This is a genomic window from Amycolatopsis sp. NPDC051758 (assembly GCF_044453095.1).
Classification (GTDB): Bacteria; Actinomycetota; Actinomycetes; order Mycobacteriales; family Pseudonocardiaceae; genus Amycolatopsis.
Genome location: NZ_JBITCJ010000021.1, coordinates 1 through 16593, shown reverse-complemented (window position 1 = coordinate 16593; position 16593 = coordinate 1). Strand labels below are relative to the sequence as shown.

General features: G+C 67.3%; 14 protein-coding genes. 8 read left to right on the top strand and 6 right to left on the bottom strand.

Going from position 1 to position 16593, the window contains the following annotated elements:
- Positions 1–31 precede the first annotated feature (31 nt).
- On the bottom strand, positions 32–448 hold the full coding sequence (locus ACIA5G_RS50560) for a hypothetical protein (RefSeq protein ID WP_395937160.1): 417 nt from the start codon (positions 446–448) through the stop codon (positions 32–34).
- A 66-nt stretch (positions 449–514) separates the two neighbouring features.
- Here ACIA5G_RS50560 and ACIA5G_RS50555 point away from each other — a divergent pair, with 66 nt between their 5' ends.
- Both ACIA5G_RS50555 and ACIA5G_RS50550 read left to right on the top strand, forming a co-directional pair.
- Positions 515–1303, top strand: coding sequence for a hypothetical protein (locus ACIA5G_RS50555; RefSeq protein WP_395937158.1), 789 nt, complete (start codon positions 515–517; stop codon positions 1301–1303).
- Between the two features lie 110 nt (positions 1304–1413).
- Positions 1414–1902 carry a hypothetical protein gene (locus tag ACIA5G_RS50550; protein WP_395937156.1) on the top strand — a complete coding sequence of 163 codons (489 nt, stop codon included), beginning with the start codon at positions 1414–1416 and terminating at the stop codon, positions 1900–1902.
- A gap of 12 nt (positions 1903–1914) precedes the next feature.
- Here the strand turns inward: ACIA5G_RS50550 and ACIA5G_RS50545 are convergent, their stop codons facing one another.
- Positions 1915–2346, bottom strand: a complete 432-nt coding sequence (locus ACIA5G_RS50545) for a MarR family winged helix-turn-helix transcriptional regulator (RefSeq protein WP_395937154.1) — start codon at positions 2344–2346, stop codon at positions 1915–1917.
- Positions 2347–2392: 46 nt separating this feature from the next.
- Between ACIA5G_RS50545 and ACIA5G_RS50540 the strand changes: the two genes are divergently transcribed.
- On the top strand, positions 2393–3079 hold the full coding sequence (locus ACIA5G_RS50540) for a class I SAM-dependent methyltransferase (protein WP_395937152.1): 687 nt from the start codon (positions 2393–2395) through the stop codon (positions 3077–3079).
- A gap of 88 nt (positions 3080–3167) precedes the next feature.
- Here the strand turns inward: ACIA5G_RS50540 and ACIA5G_RS50535 are convergent, their stop codons facing one another.
- Positions 3168–4016 carry a hypothetical protein gene (locus ACIA5G_RS50535; RefSeq protein ID WP_395937150.1) on the bottom strand — a complete coding sequence of 283 codons (849 nt, stop codon included), beginning with the start codon at positions 4014–4016 and terminating at the stop codon, positions 3168–3170.
- A 385-nt stretch (positions 4017–4401) separates the two neighbouring features.
- On the opposite strand from ACIA5G_RS50535, the gene ACIA5G_RS50530 reads away from it, so the two are divergent.
- Positions 4402–4893 (top strand): hypothetical protein, encoded by a 492-nt coding sequence (locus tag ACIA5G_RS50530; RefSeq protein WP_395937148.1) that lies wholly within the window; start codon positions 4402–4404, stop codon positions 4891–4893.
- A gap of 259 nt (positions 4894–5152) precedes the next feature.
- Here the strand turns inward: ACIA5G_RS50530 and ACIA5G_RS50525 are convergent, their stop codons facing one another.
- On the bottom strand, positions 5153–8950 hold the full coding sequence (locus ACIA5G_RS50525; protein WP_395937146.1) for a hypothetical protein: 3798 nt from the start codon (positions 8948–8950) through the stop codon (positions 5153–5155).
- A gap of 149 nt (positions 8951–9099) precedes the next feature.
- Between ACIA5G_RS50525 and ACIA5G_RS50520 the strand changes: the two genes are divergently transcribed.
- Positions 9100–9528: a hypothetical protein gene (locus tag ACIA5G_RS50520; RefSeq protein ID WP_395937144.1), complete on the top strand. Its 429-nt coding sequence runs from the start codon at positions 9100–9102 to the stop codon at positions 9526–9528.
- A gap of 627 nt (positions 9529–10155) precedes the next feature.
- Here ACIA5G_RS50520 and ACIA5G_RS50515 read toward each other — a convergent pair.
- The gene (locus ACIA5G_RS50515; protein WP_395937142.1) at positions 10156–11877 is read right to left on the bottom strand and encodes a hypothetical protein; all 1722 of its coding nucleotides are present in this window, start codon (positions 11875–11877) and stop codon (positions 10156–10158) included.
- Between the two features lie 113 nt (positions 11878–11990).
- Here ACIA5G_RS50515 and ACIA5G_RS50510 point away from each other — a divergent pair, with 113 nt between their 5' ends.
- From ACIA5G_RS50510 to ACIA5G_RS50500, 3 genes are all read left to right on the top strand, one after another.
- Positions 11991–12482 (top strand): toll/interleukin-1 receptor domain-containing protein, encoded by a 492-nt coding sequence (locus ACIA5G_RS50510; protein ID WP_395937140.1) that lies wholly within the window; start codon positions 11991–11993, stop codon positions 12480–12482.
- Between the two features lie 215 nt (positions 12483–12697).
- Positions 12698–13666, top strand: coding sequence for an alpha/beta fold hydrolase (locus ACIA5G_RS50505; RefSeq protein ID WP_395937138.1), 969 nt, complete (start codon positions 12698–12700; stop codon positions 13664–13666).
- 427 nt (positions 13667–14093) lie between these two features.
- The gene (locus tag ACIA5G_RS50500) at positions 14094–15593 is read left to right on the top strand and encodes a DUF6461 domain-containing protein (protein WP_395937136.1); all 1500 of its coding nucleotides are present in this window, start codon (positions 14094–14096) and stop codon (positions 15591–15593) included.
- A 27-nt stretch (positions 15594–15620) separates the two neighbouring features.
- On the opposite strand, the gene ACIA5G_RS50495 is transcribed toward ACIA5G_RS50500, so the two are convergent.
- Entirely contained in the window at positions 15621–15851 is a 231-nt protein-coding gene (locus tag ACIA5G_RS50495; protein WP_395937134.1) for a hypothetical protein, read from the bottom strand.
- Positions 15852–16593: the final 742 nt, after the last annotated feature.

Below are 16593 nucleotides of genomic sequence, written 5' to 3'. Positions count from 1 at the left end.
CGCAAGCCGGCGTCGTGCCCGCGGAATCCAGTCAATCCCAGTAGTTGAAGAGCACCTCGCCCAAATCGGCCGGAGCCCAGTACTTCAGGTCGGCCGGGTGGTACCCGGGCCACGTCCGCGCGTCGAACGGCCCGGCCAGGTCGGCCGGGGTCAGCACCCGGAACGCCGGGAACTCCGCCAGCACGGCGACCAGCTCGGGAGCTTCGACGAACTTCAGCGGTCCCGCCTCGACCGCCGTCTCGTCGATGGCCCGTGGCTCGGCGACCGCCACGACCGGCTCGGCCCGGTCGCGGGTGCACACGATCGACAGGCGACAACCGCCGTGATCGAGGACGCCTTGGTGGAAGTTCGGCGTGACACAGTCGGCGATCCGGAACTCGGCGATCCGGCCGCCGGTGCGCCGGGCCGCTTCGTGGCATGCCCGTCGGAACTCGCGGAGGCTGGTCATCGCGCGATCGTACGTCCCCTCATGCCGATGAGATTATGCGCTTGTGGGCAAAAGTAAAATGGAATAGTGGTGCTGTCCGGAGAACAGTGGTTGGCGGAGATCTTTCGACCGGCCGTGGCTGGGGTGAGCCGTGCTCGGCGCGAACGGTCCGTCGGCGCGGTTTCCGTCGATCCGTTGCGCATGGTGGGAAGTCGGCTCGCGGCGCAGGTTGAGGCGCTCGGAGATACCGGGGTGCTCACCGACGAGCAGGAAAGGGCCGCGCTCGACACCCTTGAGCGGACCGGAATCATGCCGGAAATCCGGACGACGTCGGCCGCGACGTCGTCCTCGATGGCCGCGGGTGCCTTCGCTCCCGTGGCTGTCCAGGCGGGCTCGGCGCCGGTCGTTGCGCGCGAGCCGCTCGAGCCGCCGACATTGCGAGGTGTGCTGGTGGGGCCGCGACCACTCGGCCAACTCGACGGACGGCCGATAACGCTGATCTCGGCGGAACTGTGGAGCGACCGGTTTCTGGTCGACCTCTACACCAACCCCGGTCCGGAACACCGCGACAGGCGGGCGCAGGCCGCGCGTGAGCAGCTGGAGTGGATGAAACGCCAACGCCGCGGGCAGGCCACCGAGCGACCGGGCCGGGCCGTCGCCGGCTCACCACTGGCCGACCTCACCTGGCAACTACGCGACGAGCAGGACACCGCGTATCGCCGGACCGGCGGCTCGGCCGAATCGGGAGACCATCTCGACCGGCAGCGAATGCAATGGTCTCCGGCACCCCCTGCGCACCCCGGACGCCTGACCCTGCTCGCCACCGACACCACCGGCACGATCGTGCTCGACGCCGAAATCCCCGTCCCCCGATGAACCACGTGACGCCGGCGCCCTGAAGCTGACTTTCCGGGGTCTGGCGGAGGCGGCGGTCGGAGCGCTCGCGGGTACCCTGCCAGGGGAGGCGAGACCTGGGGAGGCGCCGGATGCGCGGACGTTATTGGCTGCCGCTGTCCTACGTCCTGCTGGCGACCGGGCTGTGGCTCGGGACGGGCTACTGGCCGTGGCTGCTCTGGGCGTTCCCGATCGCGCTCGTCTTCACGTTCCTGGTTGTCGTGTCCGGGTACAGCATGGAGTTCACGATCCGGCGGCGGTGGCGCGAGATGCGGGAACTCGCCGCGCGGATCGGCGCGCGCGACGGCGAGCTGGTGTACGAGAACCGCCGGCGGTGGGCGGTCATCGGCCACCAGGCTTCGATGTGCCTGCAGACCATCCGCCCCGGCACCGTGGCCGAAGTCCGGCGGGCGCTCGCCGCCGAGATCGTGGCCGCCGGTTACGCGCGCGACCGCATCGGTTACCGGTGGACCGGGACCGGCAAGATCATGCTCACCCTCAGCGTTCGAGCCGAGGATTCCTTCCGCGTGATTCCCGAGGGCCACGTCTTCACCGAAATCGGCATGGTCGAGACGACCTAGGTCCCGAAGGGATCATCGCCGGGACACCACCCGGCCGGCCGCGACGAGGAGCCGCCGGAGCTCGCGCCGATCGTGTTCGTCGAGCTCGGCCAGAACCCGGTCCTCGGCCTCGGCCACCTCGGGGTCGAGGCGCGCCAGCACGGTCACACCCTCGCGCGTCAACGTGGCAGGCAACGACCTCCCGGACGACACCGTGGCGGGTCGTGTCACCAGCCCGCGATCCTGCAGCGCGAGAACCACCTTGTTCATCGCCTGCGGCGACACCTGCGCCTCGCGGGCCAACTGGGCGTTGGACTTCGGCGCCTGCGACAGCATCCGCAGGCAGAGGTACTCGGGCGCCGCCAGCTCCGACGGCTCGAGCACGGTGGCGGCCACCTCGGCGCGCAAGGCCGTGGTGACGCGGTGCAGCAGGTAGCCGAGTGGCTCGTCCCGGGAGGGTTTCATATCAACCATGTTGACATATATCAACCTGGTTGACACTCTGAGGTGCATGACGAGCTCATCCAGCGACGCGTTGTTCGAATCCGCCTACCGTGGTCAAGCTCCCGAGATGGGGCCGGGCCTCCGGCCGCCGTGGAGCATCGGCGAACCGCAACCCGAGATCGCCGCGCTCATCGATACCGGCGCATTCCACGGTGAGGTCCTCGACGCCGGCTGTGGCGAGGGTGCAACGTCGCTCTACCTCGCCGAACGGGGCTTCACGACGGTCGGCCTGGACCAGTCGCCGACCGCGATCGAGCTCGCGCGTGCGGACGCCGCCCGGCGCGGCTTGGCCAACGTCGGCTTCGCGATCGCCGACATCAGCACGTTCACCGGTTACGACGGCCGGTTCGGCACCGTTGTCGACAGCACCTTGTTCCACTCGATGCCGGTCGAGCTGCGCCAGGGATATCAGGAATCGATCGTGCGCGCCGCGGCGCCCGGCGCGTCCTATTTCGTGCTGGTGTTCGACAGCGCGACCGTGCCCGCCGGCCGGGTCAACTCGGTCTCCGCGGAGGAACTGCGGGAGGTGGTGGGCGCGTACTGGACGATCGACGAGATCCGGCCGGCCCGCATCCACGCCAACGTCCCCGAGAACTTCCCGGACTTCGCGGACTTCGCCGGCGGCGATGTCCGGAACGAGGGCAACGGCCGCAAGTCGACACCGGCCTGGCTGCTGTCGGCACACTTGTCCTGACGGTGACATCGTGCCGAGACGCTCATGCCGAGGAGCACTCCGCCGGCATGGTCACCGAGCTGATCATCCGCGCGTGCAGTCGTGCCCGTTACTGCCTCGCGAGCGCCCAGGGCATGAGTTTCTCGGCGAGCGCCCGGCTGAACGGGCGCACCAGTGCCTGCAGTTCGGCGCAGGCGGATTCGCCGATGTGCGCGTAGGGAGTCACGCTGTTCTCATCGGTCGCCCGCTCGATTTCCGCCCGGCGGTCCGCGCCGGCGGGAGTGAACGTCGGCTCGGCGTCCTCGGTGAGCCAGTCCTGCTCGCGGAGACCGCTGACGGCTGCGCTCCAGTCGGCCTCGGACCACGCCCGGGAGGTGCGCAGGGTCTCGGCGGGGACGGCGCCGGAGGCGGCATGGGTGGCGAGGGCTTCGATGCCGCTGAGGCCGGCCGTCAGCAGGGCGGCCACGTGGGCGTCGCCGCGATACTCGCGGAGCAGGGTCTGCGCGTGCCACAGCACCAGGTGGGGCTCGGCGGGCCACGGCAGGGCCGCGTGGGCGGCGAACAGAGGACGCCCCGCGACGTCGCCGATGACCGCCTCCGCGGCCGCACGGAGGAGCGCGGCGGCACGACGCATCTCGGGTGAGGTGATCGCGTCGCCCAGGGTGCCGCGCAGCGCCTGGTCGGCCGCGGCGTAGCGGGCAGCGAGCACCGCGGCCGGGTCGGTCGCGGACCAGGCGTCGGCGATCGACTCCCCGACGAGGACCGGATTGAAGTTGTAGAAGGCGGCGACCACAACCGGCGCCGGAACCACACCGAGCGCCGCCGACCTCGACGCGAAGTAGCCGGCGCGGCCCTTGAGGCCGAGTTCCCCGTACGCGGCAGCGGCTTCCGGGGCGAAGTAGATCATCCCGTGGTAGGGCTCGAGCAATCGCCAGGTTCGCCGCGCCGTTTCGATCATCGGATCAACATACCATCCAGTCGGTACGCCATGGTCTTCTCGCGGGACTTCGGACCGTTGCCGTCGTAGCCTGCCGCCGAAACGCACGCCCTTGCCGCCAGTCGTCGTGCCGCGACGCGTGCCGCACGTTCGACCGGACCATCGGTTGCCGGTGTTTGCTCAGTCCCGTGCAAATCAATCACATGACGTCAACGATGAAGCCAAGAGGGGAATCGAATTTCTTGCGTTCGGTTGCGAGTCTCACTTGTTTCATCGCTGGAAGCATCGCTGCTGTTGCGGCCATGGCAACCGGGGCACCTTAGGGCGGGACTACCGTGAGTGAGGCGAAGTTCGGCAGGAGTCGTGACGGCCGATGAACCCCTGACTAGTCGTTTTCGCCATTGCCGTGTTGTACGTCCTCTTCGGCGGGTTCCTGGTACGTCGCGGCAATAAACTTGATCGGAGCCGGGATGCGATGTCCGCTCCGCCGCGCTCCTCGCGTCGCTCCCGCTCCGAGGTGGAGTTCGAAGCCGGTGGCTGCTCGGTGATCATGTATCCGTCGACCTCGGGTGATCAACGATTGCTGATCCGGGCAGGCTCCCAGGAGACAGTCTGCACGCTGTCCCACTACGGAGAACGGGTAGCTACGGGCGAAATCGTGCCCTATCTCGCCGTCCGCATTCGACCGGAACACCTGGCGGCCTTGAACAGGCTGCAAGCAGGCACCTACGACGTCACGATCGAAACCGGATACCACTGGTCCGAGGCGACCCAGGAGTTCCAGTATCCCACCGGCAAACGACGTTCGCAGCGCCCGCTAAGGCTGTTCGGCCGGGCTGGATACACGTTGTGGGCATATCCGGTGGCCGGTGGAGACTTCCCTCTGGGTGACGTGTAGAGATTCCCGGTGGAACCAGCGACGGCCGGCCGGATGGTCACACAAACGCACTCTCATGCCGATGAGCCGTCGTGAACAAGGGGACCGTTTGTGCCCACATCCCGTCAGCTGGGTAAGCAGCGGCGAGGTTGCTCCACTGGCTGGCTGCAGCCCACCGTCCTTGGTGCGCACACCAACTGTCGTCCGAGCCGATCAGGTCACGGACTTCGGGTTCTCAGCGTTCGCTACACGGACATACGTAAGCGCCACGAATCGTCCGTCAACGGCTTGAGGGTAGATACCTCCGGCGTTCTTCGGAGGTGAGTTCCCGGGTGATGCGGCGGTTTGCCTGAGCGAGGACTTCTGCGATCGGGCCACATGCGGGACACCGCCAGATCCGGATGGTGCCGTCGTCATGTGCGGTGACGTATCGACCGTCGGCGAGGGAAGTGACGACCGATGCGGCGGCACGGAACCCACTGAGTACGAGCGGTTCGCTGGTACCGCCTGTTTCCCAGAACCGGACGGTGGCGTCAACGCCGGCGGTGACCAGCTTGCGACCGTCTTGGCTGAACGTCACACTTCGGACTGCGTCCTGGTGACGGCCGTGCAATGCGACCGGGCCAGCGCTCTTGGCTGTGTCCGCGACGTTCCAGATGTAGACGGTGCCGTCATCGGTCCCACCGGCGAGGTGGCCTCCGTCACGACTGAAGGCCAGCGTCTGGAGGAGCCGGACGTCGCCGAGGGGCAACGCGGTGAGACTGCCGCGGCCTTCGAGGTCCCAAAGCACAATATTTCTGCCCCCGATGGTGGCAAAGTGACGTCCATCGGGACTCCACCACCCGGCATCAGGCGGCATCGCGGTCATTGCCCCACCAACGAGAACTGATTCCGGAACCAGTTGAGCGGATGAGCTTTCGAGTGTGTTCCAGACGTACGCGATGTACGTCTCGGCGATGCCGGCGAGCCGGTTGCCGTCCGCGTTGAAAGCTAACCGCACCACCTGGTTGTCAGAGGACGGCTCCCTTAGCCGAGTCGGCGCAGCGGATTGACCGGTTCTCCAGATATTGACGGTGCCGTCCTCGTAGACAGCAGCGACCTGCCGCCCGGTCGGGCTGATGGCCACGTGAACCACGGGCTTGGTGTTGCCGACCAGCACGATCGGTGCACGGCTAACAGAAACGTCCCATAGGCAGACCGTTCCGTCCTGACCCCTACTGGCCACCATGCGCCCGTCTTGGCTGGCCGCGACGCTGACGGAACGTCCGCGTTGACCGCGCAGCACCGTCAGGTCGCCGACCTCGTCGACGTCCCATATCGTGACTGTCCCGTCCTGGCCGACGCTTGCGACGGAGTGCCCGTCGGAACTGAACGCGACAGACCCGATAGCGCCACGATGTCCCCGCAACACCAGTGGCTCGGCAGTAAGATCAGCATTCCAGATTCTCACCGCGCCGTTGTTGCCGGCGCTCGCGATCGAGTGCCCGTCGGGGCTGTAGGCAACGTCGAAGGCGCCGCCCTCATGTCGGCCGAGCACCACCGCGTCTGCCGTACGGGCAAGGTCCCATACCCGAACCGTGCCGTCGGCACCCGCCGACGCGAGGTGGAGGCCGTCCGGGCTGAACGCCACCGCATCCACCGCGCCCTCGTGGCCACGTAACACCACGGGACTCCCGCCGTCGGCGAGATTCCAGAGCCGGACCGTGCCGTCCTCTCCACCGCTGGCCAGCCACTTCCCGTCGCGGCTGAACGCCACGTCGAAGACCTGACCGTCGTGGCCACGGAGCACGGTCGACTGGTCGTCGCCGGCTGCGTTCCAAATACGGACGGTCCCATCGTCATTGCCACTGGCCACACGTTGGCCATCCAAGCTGAGCGCAATCTCGTCCCTCTGAGACAGCGAGTCGACGCTCCTGGGCAGCAACACCCGATGTGCTCGTCCGGCCAGGACCTGCTCCCAGTCCCACACCCACAAGCCCTCGTTGCCGACCACCGCGATCCGACGGCCGTCCGAGCTGAACACCGGACTCGACAACAGCGATCTGTCAGCGCGCAGTGTCTGCGTCGTGGCCCCCACGCCGTGTTCGGTATCCCAGGCCCGCACCTGGAGCGTGCCGTCAAGGTCACCGGTGAGGACATGCTTCCCATCCGGGCTGAAGACCGCACCGAGAATGCGTTCCCCCAGCGTGGTACGGATGTGCGAGTCGGCGGTGGCCTGCCGGAGCACGGCTTCGGTGTCCTCGGACGGCGCCACGTTGTATGCCTCGCGGGCCAGCAGCAAGCCGAGTTCGGGATCGAGTTGGAGTTGCGCGCGGGCGTCGGTGACCAGCTGACGGCCCACCGCCAGCTTCCGCTGGTCATCAGCTCGAGCAGCCATCACGAGCGCGACCACCGCGAGGACGGTCACGATGACAGTGGCCGTGCTCAAACCACCGACCGTGAACCGGACCCGGCGCCGCCGAGCCCGACGCTCCCGTTCCGCAGCGTCGCGGCTGGCGGTCAGGAATGTGCGTTCAAGGTCGTTGAGCCGACCGATCGGGCGCCCTTCCCACGTGTTGAGCCGTGCTCCTCGGTACAGCAGGCCGGTGTCCCGCTCGTGGCGGTCCCACTCGGCGGCGGCTTCGGTGAGCCGCCGGTGGATCCGGTGCCCGTCACGGTCTTCGGCCAGCCATTTGCGCAAGCGGGGCCAGTGCCGAATGAGAGCCTCGTGCGCGATCTCCACGCTGTCGTCCCCGAGCGTGATCAACCGTGCCCACGCCAGCGTGTCCAGCACCACGACGGTATCGGCGTCGTCGAGGTCGAATTCCTCCCGGGAGGTTCGGCGTTTGGTGTCTTCGGTCCCCTCGCCCAGAGCTGTGAGGCGGAGGAAGACTTCGCGGGCGATGTGCTGTTGGTGGGTGTCGAAAGCCTGGTAGGTCTGTTCGGCGGTGCGGGCCAGCGCGTGCTCGATACCACCGACCGCCTCATAGCCGGCGACAGTCATGAGCGCGCCTTGCCGACGCAGCCACGTCTGCAACAAGGCATGCGAAACCAACGGAAGCATCCCGGCCTGGTGCGTGGCGTCGCCGATCAAACGAGCGACCAGGGCCGTTTCCAGCCGGTAGCCGGACTGCTCGGCAGGCCCGACGATGGCCCGGCGTAGCTCGTCGACGTTCATCGGGCCGACCAGTACCTGCGCGTCGTACAGCGCCGACACCAGACGGTGATGGCGCCCGCAGTGCCCGAGAAAGTCCGCCCGGACACCGAGCACCACCCTGGTCCGGCTGGCCGGGTCGGTCGCGGCAGCCACCAACGCGTCGATGAATCGCGACCGCTGCGACTCGTCACCACACAGGGTGAACAGTTCCTCGAACTGGTCGACGATCAGCACGACATCGGTATCGGCAGCGGTGCCCGTCGCAGCCTGACGGATCCGTAGATGAAGATTGCGCGGGTCTTCGGAGAACTCGTCGCGGAGCGTTCCCGGCGCTTCGCCGAGGAGCTGCGCCAAGTGGACCGCGCATTCCTCAAATGGGCGTTCTCCGGGAGTGAACACCACGACCGGAGCGTCGTCCTCTTCGCGCTCGGCGACCAGGTGTGCAGCCAGTCCCGCACGAAGCACCGAGGACTTGCCAGATCCGGACGGCCCGAAAACCCCGAGAAACCGGTGCCGGTGCACCCTGTTCACCAGGTCGGCGACCAGCTCACCCCGGCCGAAGAACCGATCGGCGTCCTCCCGCTCGAACACGGCCAAACCCAGATACGGCACCTGGCCCTGATCACTCGTGCCGAACGGGTCGGCGTTGGCTGCGGCCAGTTCGGCCGCGACCGCCCGCCACCGCGTCGCCCACTCCGCGGTATCACCTCCACAAGCAGCGACATAGGCCATCGTCACGGACAGGGTGGGCAGTTTCCGTCCACCGGCCGCCTCTGACAACGCCGCCGCGGAGTAGCGCGCCCGCCCACCAAGCTCACGATACGTTGGCCGCCCGGCCTTCTCCCGCAGTTGTCGCAGGTCACGAGCGAACCGCAGCACCACGCCGTCCCCGCCCGCCAGCGGTCGCTCGCCACGCGGCACCGCCACCACCTCCAACGCCATTGTTCAGCGACCGTTGTCCAGAGTCCAGCACCGGACACTGAACAACCGATCCGACGTACACAGGCATGGCAAGCCACCGTCCGCACAACCCTCGGACAGTTTCGACACCGAACAATTCAGCGATCATCAACACTTGAGGAGAGGAAACAATGGTTTCGAGGAATCGATCTCTCAGCTCGACCGCGGTTCGCGCAGGGGTCCTGGCCGCGGGCATGATCCTGACCAGCGGGCTGGCCGGTTTTCCGGTCGCCGGCGCGGAAACCCGGGCAACCCCGTCCGAGGCCTTCGGCTTGTTCGCCAGCTCCACCTGCTTCGTCGGCAGCAGCGGCAACTGCACGACCGCTGCGGTCACCGCCAACGCCGGTGGACATTTCGTGGACATCGGCATCAACAACCGCCTGCGGCCGTCGCCGTGCCCTTGGCGGGTCCGGGACGTCAACAACGGCGTCGTAGTCCGGTCCGGCACCGTCGGCACGTCGAGCAGCCATGCCGAACGGATCGGCGGCTTGTTCAGCGTGTACCAGCTCGAGCTCAGGGGCTGCTCCGTGTCGGCTCGCGGGGACATCGACAACACCTGAGAAAGCCTGGCTCGACGACGAGGATCACCTGACCGACCGGCGTCGAGCACGCGAAGGGGGGCCGGCCGGATCGTTCCTCATGCCCAGTTCTTCTCGAGGAACGATCCGGCCGGCACACGTCCCATCCTCGGGCGACACTTCAGGGGCCCCGAGGAAGAACTGATGTCTCGACGACGGCGACAACACCGCCGGGGCCCGGAAGTTGTAGCGCGACGGTAGGCAAGCGAGCCGCGGCTGGTTGCGACGACGTCGCGGAACTCCAGATGGCCGACACCGTCGTCGATGAGACTGCGCAACCGGCGGTTTGCACGGCCACCACTCGTACGGTCCTGTGAGCTGCACGGATGGTACGAGAAGGAACGGGCTCGACAATTGGTGGAATCGTGCACGCCAAGTTCGGACGCCCCGACATCGGCGGACCAGCCCATATCCGACGCCCGCCCCGGAGCGGAGCAAGCCCGCAGCGGCTTCACCGGCGAGCTGACCAGGCACGGCTGCCCGAGCTACAGGACGCGATCGTGCGTCCTCTGCAGCGACCGCTCGTACGTCCTCTTCTGCCGATGAGCGTGAGGTCTGGGCCGGCGAGAGCCACGCTGGATAGGTGGCTGAGAGGGCAGGATGGTTTGTTTAGTCGTGATCGGTGGTTGGTCGGACGAGTAGACCCGTTGCGCGGGTGGGTGTGGCGTGTGGATCACGCAGGGGATCAACGGGGCCGCGGATCTCGGCGAGATCACGGAACTTGTTTGACAGGGTTTTTGCTGCTCGGAGTCTGCTGTTGAACCGGTCGGTGAGGTTCGCATAGCCGCCGAGGCTGTCGTTGACCCGCTGGAATGCGTCGCGAGCGTTTCCGGCAAGGCCTGGGTCGCGAGTGAGCACGGCGTACAGCAGCGTGACGTCGTGGGCGGAAAGCAGGCGATTCGGCGACGGGTGGTTGCCGGCCATCGAGGTGAAGCGCCGGAACTGGTCCTCGATGAGGTTCGCCTGACGTCGGCTGGAAGGTGCGACTACCAGGTTCTGCCGTCGAACGGTAAAGCCCAAAGCGAGCTCCAAAGCTCGACGTTCTCTGGTGAACTGGATTTCGACCCGGTCGTCATCGTCTGCGAAGGCGTGCACGCTTCGCATGGCGGTGAGTGCTCTGGCACGATCTCCGTGTTGCAAAACTTCGGTGTAGACCAATTGGGCGTGCGCGTCGTGCAGGTTTTCACGGTAAACTAATTGTGCGTCCGCGTTGTCACTGTCGATGGCTCCGAAGTGGGCGGCGTGACGTAATACCTGGGTGTAGCACTGGAATGCCGCATCATAGTGTCCGAACATCTGCAGGATGTGCCCACGACCGCTCATGCCTCGGCGGACCCGCGGATCACCGATCCCGAGCCGACTGTGCCGTGCCGCATCCACCTGGAGTGCCCTGGCGTATCGGAGCCCGATGATATGTTCGGATTCCATCGCGGCGTGGTAGCGCACGTGCAGGTAGCTTAGCCACGTGTCGACGCCGGCCGCGCCAACGTCGGGGATCAGTCGTCCGGCATGTGCGAGCAACAACGGCAACAGTTCCCGTTGCTGGCTCCAGATGGCCCGATTGACCTGCATCAGTGCCTCATGCGGATCGTCCGCCAGTTCGACACCGTGACAGACCAGTAGTAAGCGTTCGTCCTCGGCGGTGGTCGAAGGTAGTGGTGGATCCGTGGCGATAGTTTTTATCCAGGGGGCGACTCTGTTGGCATCCCGGTAGCGGACGTCCTTGTTCCCGGCCAGGTAGGTGGAACGAACGTACGCGCCTGGCGAAGGCTGCCGGTTGCGTAGATACATCCGCAGGGCATCAAGCACCCGCTCGGGCTCTGGCAGGAGGTGGCATTCGGCGCGTGCCGTCTCGATGAGTTCCCGCTCCGATCGATCCTCAGGACGCATGGGCTGCGCCACCTCGCAGAGCCCAGCCGCTGGAATGTCGCTCAACGCACGCGCCACCACCTGATCGCAATGGCGGATCCGACGATGCGCGTGCCGAGGGGAGAGCCGCAGCTGCCCGGCCAGAGCCCGGACACTGACCCGGACACCTCGCAATCCGGCTGAATCGATCCACAGTCGGGTGTCCGCCACGGAGAGAGCACCCGTTGCTCTGCACCGGATCGCCAACAACACCAGGGCCGTCCGGACTTCTGCGCAGGTCAGATCCCCAACCACCAGCGCGATCGACGCGGGAAGGCACCGCCATCCGTACACAGGCGAGTTTCGCCGGAGATCATCAACGAGCAGGCGGCGAATCAAACGAACGTCGTCGGCCGTGATCGCGTTCGACACCCGGGCGACCACAGCCCGCTCTGGATGCACACCACCTGAGTCGACACCCATGGGCCACAGTGTGGGGAGCGTCGAGCATCAGGGCAAGCACGCGATGGCGCACTTTCGCGAACTGTCCAGCCTCGGGCAGCCGCACGCCGCCATGCCGTGCTGTGGTTGCCGTCATGAGCGGGATATTTATCAACTTCCGAAAACAGGACGAACCGGGGTTCGCCGCTCTCTTGCAGCGCGAACTGAGCAGGTGCTTCGGCGCCACAGCGGTCTTCTATGCCAGCACAACCATCCGCCCCGGAGACAACTACGAATTCGGGCTGCTTGACGGAGTCCGCCGCGCCCAGGTGCTGGTAGCCGTCATCGGGCCCCGCTGGCTCAGCACACCGCACGAGTCAGGCGGCCGGGCCGTCGACCACCGGACTGATTGGGTGCGACGCGAGATCGCAGAAGCCCTGTCGCGCGGCACATGCGTGATACCGATCCTCATCAACGACGTTGAACGCTTGACCAACGCCACGCTTCCCGACGACATCAGCCACCTCGCCAAGTGTCAGTACCTGCGGCTGCGTCACGACAACCTCGAGTATGACCTCGCTCGGATTACTGCGGAACTCGGCACGCACCTCGGAGATCGTTCCCAACCCGATTCATTGAACCAATGACCTCAAACGCCCGCTCCTGCCGAATGGCGAACGGTTCTCGTGGCGTGAGAGGGAAGTCCGTGAGTGGGCTGGCCTCTTGCCGCATAGCGACGTGGACAGTGCTCCTTGGTTCCCGTTGAGTAAGCACGCCCGGGGCCGACGTGCAACTTTCGTTGCTCCGGAAACCCACCTTCTCCGCTTACACCACGACGGCTGGCCGCGGTCCCCTTGGTGTCATGACGAACACGAGGCATTCCCGGCGCACAGCGTTGCGCGCGGCGACGCTGGGCGTGACGACCGGCGGGCTCTCCCTGGCGGGAAGCAGCACGATGGCCCGGGCGCGCACCGGAAGGGGCGGCACGACGACGTTCGTGGTCGTCACCGGGGCGAGCGGGACCCCGGGCGGGATCGGCGCCCTGTCGCTGCGCGGGCACCGCACCGTCGGCGTGGACCTGCCGGGGCACCGCGTCACCGACGCCCAGTTCGCCCTCGACTACCAGTGCCCGCAGGACCCGGCGTCCCTGGCGACCCGGCCCTCGCCGATGGCGGGTGTCGGCCTGGACGCCTACACCGCGGCAGCGCTAGAGACCGTCCGCACGGTCTCGGCGTTCGGCCCGGTCATCCTCTACGGCGGCAGCATGGGCGGCGTGACGCTGAACCGCGTCGGCAACGCGGTGCCCCACCTGATCGACCGGATCGTCTACGACAGCGCGTTCTGCTGCGTGGATCTGGCCTGCCCGGAGGCCTACCTGACCACCCCGGAAGGTGCCACGACCCTGGCCGGCACCGTCGCCGCCCTGGTGGTCGCCGACCCTGCGGTCATCGGCGCGGTGCGAGCCAACTACCGCACCGCCGACCCCGAAACCCTGAGCAAGCTGAAAGAGGCGCTGATGGCCGGCGCGAGCGACGCCGAGTTCCACGCCATGCTCGCCACCCTGCAACCCGACGAGTCGCTGACCGTGGGCAAGGAGAACTCCCAGGTCCAGCCGGACACCTGGGGCCGCATCCCTCGCACCTACATCCGGCACGCCGCAGACCGCATGATCCCCCTCGCGCTGCAGGACCGGATGATCACCGAGGCCGACCGACTGACCCCCCACAACCGCTTCGACGTCCACACCGTGCACGCAGGCCACGCCGCGACCACCGAACAGTTCGGCCGGATCGTCGAAATCCTGAACCGCTTGCCGGAGTGCCGCCGGTGAATCCGTCTCAGCCGCGCAACCCGGCTACCCGTAGAACCCAAGACAATCGAGCTCGCCACGTGCGAAAGTTCCCAGCCGCCTGAAGCGGCGCCCGCCAGGAGACGTCGTTGTCCATCCAAGTCAGCTCAGCAGCCACGAGCCCCAGCTCACGCCAGTCGGCGCACCGGGCGGCCACAATCACGGCCGCCCGGTCCAGGTCGAGATGACCGAAGTCGGTACGGCGGTCCACACCCCCACCGGAGCGGCGCTTAGCGCACCACCGTCGAACGTTCCATCCACCCGCAACCGGTAGCCAAGAACGAGAACATCCGCTCATGCCGCAGAGCGGACAGCCCTGCCGAGTCGAGGACGTCCGCACCGCACGGGACCGTGCCGCGCGGAGGCTTGCCGCCTCGCAACTCCGCATCCAGGCCGCTACAAAGGAGTGGTGACCGAGGATGATTTCGACTGGCTGTCGACGACCCCACTGGGTGAAGCCGCCTGCGTGACCATGGTGAAGACGACGGATGTCGACGCCGTGGTCCGCGGCTTCGGCGGGGTGGCAAACGAGGCCCGGACCATCCCGTTCGCGCAGGCAGGGGACGACCTCGATGAGGCGTACGCGGTCGCCATGTGCCGCCAGGGCGAGTACGTCGTCGCGATCGAAGCCAACGGCTTCCAGGGCTCGCGGCCCGAGGTCCTGCGCCGGGTATCGCGGCTGGGCGAGACGGTGAGCGCCTTCTGGAACATCGAGGCACTGACCAGGTTCAGCTACGCCGTCGACGGCCGCATCAAGACGGCGTTCGAAGCGGGCGCCGACTCATGGAAGGACGGCGAGGAGCCCGATTGCCTCACGCCGCTGGTCGCGGAGATCGACTGGGAGGCGGGTCATTGGCGAACAGGCCTGCTCCTCCTAGCCGCCCGGCTGACGGGACAGCCGTTCACTGAAGACTGGCTGTCCGGCGAGGTCCTCGTCGCGCCGATCGCGGAACACCTCGAAGACGCGCACCCGGTGACGCCGGGGTTCGAGACGCTGGAATACCAGCACCCGGTGCTCGCCGCCGCGCTGCGTCGCGCCGAGGACGAGTCGCTGCTGACAGTCGCCCGTGCCGCCGTCGACGAAGTGGTCGCCGCGGCCGGGCTGACCGGGGTTCCCGGCGGAGACAGGGAATTCGACGAACTGGTCCGGATGGCCCGCTACGAGGCCGGCGCGAGCGGCTACGCACCGGGGGCCGACCGCCTCCGGCTCGTCGCCCTGGACGCCGTGCGCGCGCTGCGAACCGCGCCGAACCCCCTTACGGCGGCATTCAAGACGATCGACGCGGCGAAACTCGCCAAGCAACTGGACCGCCTGGATCCGGCGCCGATGCTCGCCGGTTTTCTAGCCCTGCTGGGAAGTCCGCCGGCACCGTCCGGCGCGGACGGCGCGCGTGCCGGTACCGGTGGCCCGCTGGAACGCCACGCGTGGATCACCGACCACTGGCTCGGCCTCGCAGCCTCCGTCACCTACGCGCGAAGTGTCCCGCTCGACACCGTCGCGGCGGCGTTCGGCGGCATCGCGTTCGGTGCCGGACCGGTGTCTCTCACCGATACCGAACAGGTCGCCCTGCGGCGCGAGGGCGACTGGACTCTCGCAATCGCGTTCAACCGGAGCCCGTTCGCGCACGAGATCGTCGACGCCCTTCGGCCGCACACGACAGTGCTCAACGTCGGCTGGGAGACACGCGGCAACAAACTGGCCTACTTCGCCCAACCTGACCACGACGTCGCCGTGGTCCGGCCGGGCCAGGGTGACGTCCCTGCACCCCTGGCTTCCTACACCACGTCGCTCCCAGCGCCAGCGAGCAATGCCGCTGCGTGGCTGCTCGCACTGGGTGAGGCTGTCACCGGCATCACCTTCACCCCGGAAGGGCTCGACACGCCACACACACTTTTCCGTCCTGGCTGACGGGCTGACCGAAGTGGGTCGTACCACTCAGGAACCCGACTGCGGGCGGTCTTCGACAACCACTTTCTCGGCGCCGCGCTTGGCAAACGCCGCCCACAGGCTGAAGCCCACGACACCCACCGCGACGGCCAGCCACAGCCACACAAACGGCTCGCGCAGCGGGAACCGCACCAGGACAAAGATGATCATCGCGACGCCGACGACCGCACCGAACACGGCGGAAGGCTTGGACGGCTTGATCCGGTACACGAGCACCACTCCCCAGACTGCAGTTTCGTGGCGCTCGAATACCCCCTGGACGATCTACCGAAACTTCACCGGCTACCTCGGCGGCGCGTCGAATGCCCCTAGGCCACCAGCAGCACCCAGCCAGATCGGCCGGGCACCTACACGCAGGCGTGCTCTCGTGTGCGATAAGGAGCGCTGGTCGATTCCGGCCGCCTGGTGCCTCGTGATACACGGGCGCAGCTGTGCTTCCGCCGACGAGCTTATGCTCCCGCTGCCCCGAAGCCTTCCCCTCGCGCACGCCGACCGCCTGCTCGGGCCCACCGGCGAACTGGTCGAGCGATCCGACTGGGCACGCCGCATCGCCGAATTCGTGCCGGCATCCCTCCGCGACCTCGTCGAGCACGCCCGCGCACTCAAGGGCGCTCGGCAAAGCGACAGGCGACTGACCGACTCACTCAAGCGATTGCGCTCCTGCCGCTGCTCGATCCTTCGTCAGGACGCACGCTCATGCCGACGTACGGACGAAGTGCAGCGCTCGTCCGCCGTGCTGACGGCTGACGGCTGCCGGCTCGTCGACCGCATCCGCACACCGCGGCCGGCGGCGACCTCCCATGCCCTGCCTGCCGTGCCGTACACGAGAGGCGCACCACCGACGCGTATACGGAACCTGCCACGATGACTCTCATGGGAAACGACGAGATTCCACTCCACGGCGGGAACGTCAGCACCGGAGTGGTCCGGGTCGGGCAAACCGTACGCCGCCCCAGCGGTC